4 protein-coding genes and 1 pseudogene are annotated in these 3,546 nt (G+C 38.4%); all 5 read right to left on the minus strand.

The genetic code is table 11. The features are described 5' to 3' along the window. Positions 1-240: pseudogene (locus ACJMLH_RS07925) on the minus strand (hypothetical protein); the annotation flags it as partial. Positions 241-344: 104 nt separating this feature from the next. Beyond that, complete coding sequence (locus ACJMLH_RS07930; protein ID WP_405276468.1) at positions 345-611, minus strand: transcriptional regulator; 267 nt, start codon at positions 609-611, stop codon at positions 345-347. A gap of 63 nt (positions 612-674) precedes the next feature. Then, positions 675-1,784, minus strand: a complete 1,110-nt coding sequence (locus ACJMLH_RS07935) for a hypothetical protein (protein WP_405276470.1) — start codon at positions 1,782-1,784, stop codon at positions 675-677. Then, positions 1,777-3,252, minus strand: coding sequence for an AAA family ATPase (locus ACJMLH_RS07940; protein ID WP_405276472.1), 1,476 nt, complete (start codon positions 3,250-3,252; stop codon positions 1,777-1,779). The genes ACJMLH_RS07935 and ACJMLH_RS07940 overlap by 8 nt, the downstream gene beginning before the upstream one ends. Before the next feature lie 72 nt (positions 3,253-3,324). Next, the coding region (locus ACJMLH_RS07945) for a hypothetical protein (protein ID WP_405276474.1) at positions 3,325-3,546 on the minus strand (222 nt) is incomplete at its 5' end.

A 3,546-nucleotide genomic window follows, 5' to 3' on the forward strand; every position in this document is an offset into this window, starting at 1 on the left:
GTTTGCCCACTTGTATAGCATTCGGGCCAGCTGCTCTTTTGTTTTGTCATTTTCCTCAAGCTCCAGTGCCTTCATGTAGCATTCATAGGATTCACTGAAACGGTTGAGATTTTCTAGAACAGTGCCCTTTTTAGTGTAATATTCAAAATCAGTTTCATTGTGTTCAATTGCAACGTTGATTAACGTCAGGGCTTCCTTATACCGCTTTTCACTGTTGAGTCTGGAAGCCTCAGTATACATGACGTCTGCTACCGACGTCTGATTAGAATCTTTTTTTGGGGATTTTGGAGTCTGTTTTGTCCAGTCGTCCAGAGATTCCCCATATCGTTTATCCATACTGCACCTTAAAAGTTATCAATATGCTTTGCAACTTCCTCTCCGACTTCTGTCAGTTTGTAAATTCTGTTTTTATGGGCATCCTCATTGAGGCAGACTGCCACCTCACATTCCTTGAGCTGCCTTAAGACATTTGAAATATGATTTATCTTAATTCCGGAATCCTTTGCGATATTGCTCGGAGTTTTCTCTTCACCCTGAAGTGCCTTGACTGCCCTTGCACGGTATGAGGAAATATTGATATACCCATATACCCTTAAAGTTTCGTCGTCCATATGTTCTCACCTCTCATTGTGTCAATATTGTTAATATTTATTATCACTTTATATACAAATACTTTACGAATCATCATAGTCCTTGACTGAAGATATCAGATTTTCCATATCGTCAATGAGATTTTTGGCATCTTCGTCCTTTGAGGTATCCATGCTTAAAACCAGTTCGTTGGTCAAATCCTCAATCTTATCTATGATAGAATTTAAAACAGCGATTTTGCTTTCGATTTCACTGTCGATTCTAGGGCTTTCCTCTGAAGCGAGATGCAATATGTTTATTGCAGATGAATATTCGCTGTTGAATACTTCAGTTGCCTTGTCAACGACTGAAATGAATCTTGTGTATGTGATTTGAGGCGGTGTGAATCTCTTTTCAATAAGATCACGTGCAACCTTTTCCTTTGCATCATATTCGGCTTTCAGATCCTCGATTTTGTTTTCATACATTACGAATTTCGGGATGACTTCAGGTTCCGGAGGCTGTTTTGGAGTTGTCTTTACTGCTTTAGGTTCCTCTTTTTTAGGCATTTTCTTAGGTTCCTTAGGAGGAATCCTTTTAGGATTTGTTGGGTAAGGATTAGTCAGCTTGTGAATGCCGTATCCTATGAGAAATGCAGGAGTTTCAAAGAACACCGCAAAGAGAACTATTGAACCCAGAGTATATATACTTAACCGGTAAAGTGAAAGTATCGCAAATACTATAAATATCACAAATGAAATTATTTTGGTTTTTGAAGGGACGAATTCACCGGTTTTTTTGTTCTGCCAGAAAAAGAACAGATGAAAAATGTCTGTACCGAGTCCATAATCATTGTAGTGGATTACTGCATCTTTCGGCCTTCCCCTTATGATATGGATTAAATATCCCAAAAGGAAGATTATTGCAGAAATAATTAATGACACTGTGAAATATCCTGCAGGAATTGTTGTGTTCAATCCTGAAATAAAGAAAATCAGGAATATGCTGATTGCGCTTAACTTGGATTTTGACAGTACAAACTCTCCGTCATAATTCCAGTAGAACAGTTTGTGCTTCAGGCTGACAGGTTCGTCACTGCCTCTAACGATTACCGCTTTAGTTCTGAATGACTGAGACTTGCATGAAGGGCAGAAATTTGCATTAACATCCACCTTTTCACCGCAACTGTTACATATCTTATAATCATTAGGCATCTTCATCATCCTCTATTAGAAAATCTTCATATGTTAAAGTATTGAGTTCCTCATCTGATATTTCATCTTCCATAGCCAGTCTGTTTGCCTGTCTTGTAATAACCTCTTCAAACAGGTTTCTGACAGCACGGCCATTTGCGAAATTTTTAGGCCTGTGTTCATACATTGATACGAAATATTCTGTCAGATACTGCTTTGCAGGTTCATCAAGGCACAGATTGGCCTCGCTTGCCATAAGCATGAATATGTCATACAGCTCCTTTTCATTATAGTCTTCAAAGTATATAAACTTATTGAATCTTGATTCCAGTCCGGGATTTGAGTGCAGGAAGCTGTCCATAAGCTCCGGATAGCCTGCAACAATAACAATCAGATCGTCCCTGTTGTCCTCCATTGCCTTTAAAAGGGTGTCGATTGCCTCTTTTCCATAGTCATTTTCACTTGTCTGATGCAGGGCATATGCCTCATCTATGAAAAGTATGCCTCCCATTGCAGACTGTATGACCTCCTGGGTTTTGATTGCAGTCTGACCGACATATCCTCCCACCAGACCTGATCTGTCGGTTTCTATTAAATGGCCTTTACTTAAAAGTCCGATTTCATGGTATATTTTTGAAAGAAGCCTTGCAACTGTGGTTTTTCCTGTTCCAGGATTGCCTGAAAATACCAGGTGCAGACTCATCGGAGGCTGTTTTATTCCCCTTTCATCTCTCAGCTTTCTTATCTGAACCAGGTTGATTAGTGAATTTACATCCTTTTTAACTTTTTTAAGGCCAATGAGTTTATTTAGCTCTTCTAAGTATTCCTCAAGTGAGTGCTTTTCTTCGCTTTCTTTTGCAGGAATTTCTTCAGTTTTTATTTCATTTAATATTTCACTTGCGCTTTTGCTCATAAGAGTGGTTGAGTCAATGTTGAGTTTTGTTTTGAGATTTTGGATGAATGTGTTGAATCTGTTGAGCGTATCATCATGAATCTCTGTTCCATCAACAAATACAAACAGACCTCCGCACATCCTGAAGCATTCAAATAGATTGGCGCACAGTGATTCTCCGATGCCGAAATCTGCAGTAAACTCATCAATTTTCATGCTGTATTCAAATGAAGGCAGAAGCTCATTACTCATTTTTATGTCACTTAGGCTTAAGATATCATCTTTTGCATATGAGCTGTCCAAAAGCTCATTTATGAATTCCAGTTCATTGTCCGTTATTATGGAATCGCCCAGTCCGAGATAGCTGAACCACATAAACAGATCATCATACAGAACGCTTTCAAAATCAACATCCCTGATAGGTTCATAGAACTCCTTTAGGCTGTTTATTGTTTTAACCAGAAACAGTACGCTGTTGAAATAATCTTTAACAAAGTCTATATGGTGTTTGTCAACCTCTCCACCGCAGTTGGGACATGAGGTACATGTGCTGTCCACCACACTCTTACATTCTCTACAAATGGTCCACTCAATCATAATGAATACCTGAAAGTTTTTCTAATACTATATTAACAAAATTAATATATAAATCATTGTAAAAATTTCGGTTCAGTATATATCCTCTGGTGAATTATCCATGAACCGGCAGTCAACGGTTTTCAGATTGTCATCCTTAACGCTGAATATTGCTCCGCCGGTATCAGCATTATTTTTGCTGAATTCACAGTTTTTCAATGAAAGAAGATTCTTCTGGTTGTTTATTGCTCCGCCATAAATCTTTGCCGAATTTTGTGAAAGCCTTGAATCTTCAATAGTCATTTCACACCATGT

Source organism: Methanobrevibacter sp. (assembly GCF_045116495.1).
GTDB lineage: Archaea > Methanobacteriota > Methanobacteria > Methanobacteriales > Methanobacteriaceae > Methanocatella.

Bases quoted from the DNA above. Each gene is read 5' to 3' on its own strand.
- ACJMLH_RS07935 (WP_405276470.1), bottom strand. From the start codon at position 1,784: ATGCCTAATGATTATAAGATATGTAACAGTTGCGGTGAAAAGGTGGAT.
- ACJMLH_RS07940 (WP_405276472.1), bottom strand. From the start codon at position 3,252: ATGATTGAGTGGACCATTTGTAGAGAATGTAAGAGTGTGGTGGACAGC.
- ACJMLH_RS07930 (WP_405276468.1), bottom strand. From the start codon at position 611: ATGGACGACGAAACTTTAAGGGTATATGGGTATATCAATATTTCCTCA.